Genomic DNA, 842 nt, shown 5'->3' with positions numbered 1-842 from the left:
CATGGGTGAATAATAGCTATTAGATCACAGTAACCAACTCGATTCAAGGTTAAAAAACAGCCAATCCAGAACCAATAATCCAGTACCTGAAAAGAGTAATTCTACAGCCTCAACGCCCGGTTAAGGGGCAACCAACGCCACTACCAAGCTTCCGCATAACACTGTAACCACAAAAACCAACGCATAATAAAAATGCCACGCGTTGGTTGTCCCTCTTGAACCGTTTGTTATACGTGCGGTTTAAACTTTTTTGTCATACCTTCGCTAGATGGAGATACTAGCTTGTACCCTAACTTTTCATAAAATGCTGGTTCATCTGCAATCATTGATACATACGAACCATCTAAAGCAACTGATGACAAATAACTATCTATATACTCCATAACTTTTCGACCAAGACCCCTACCTTGGTAAGAGGGATCAACTGCAACGTCCGCTACCTCAAAATTACATGCGCCATCCCCAACTACACGACCCATTGCGATTAGCTCATCACCATTTCTTATTGAAATGCCATATAAGCTATTTGGTAAAGCAATTGTGGCCGCTTTGAGAGATTTTGGAGAGAGGCCAGCCTTTACACGCATGTCACAGAATTCTTTTGGACTAGGCACTTTTTCTTCGAATTTTATTGTCATCATGACGCTCCTATTGATTCATATGAAGCATACATTTTACAACTGTATAAATAAACAGTTTGACGATAATTCTGATAAGCACGTATAGACATAATGACTCCCCACGAGGTGCTAGCCTCCTATTCGTGGGTTAGCTAAAAACCAGAGCCATAATTAGTGTGTTAAACAACTAAAAGCGGAGGCTAGCATGAATAACTTTAACAT

Annotated in this window: 1 protein-coding gene; it reads right to left on the bottom strand. The window is 40.3% G+C overall.

The window, feature by feature from the left end; all coding sequences use genetic code 11:
• Window positions 1–227: 227 nt before the first annotated feature.
• Window positions 228–638 carry a GNAT family N-acetyltransferase gene (locus HC733_RS22450; protein ID WP_190367189.1) on the bottom strand — a complete coding sequence of 137 codons (411 nt, stop codon included), beginning with the start codon at window positions 636–638 and terminating at the stop codon, window positions 228–230.
• Window positions 639–842: the final 204 nt, after the last annotated feature.

It is taken from the genome of Pseudoalteromonas sp. S16_S37, from assembly GCF_014694405.1.
GTDB lineage: Bacteria > Pseudomonadota > Gammaproteobacteria > Enterobacterales > Alteromonadaceae > Pseudoalteromonas.
Note: the sequence above shows the minus strand (reverse complement) of the source record. Positions and strands in the feature narration are given on the sequence as shown.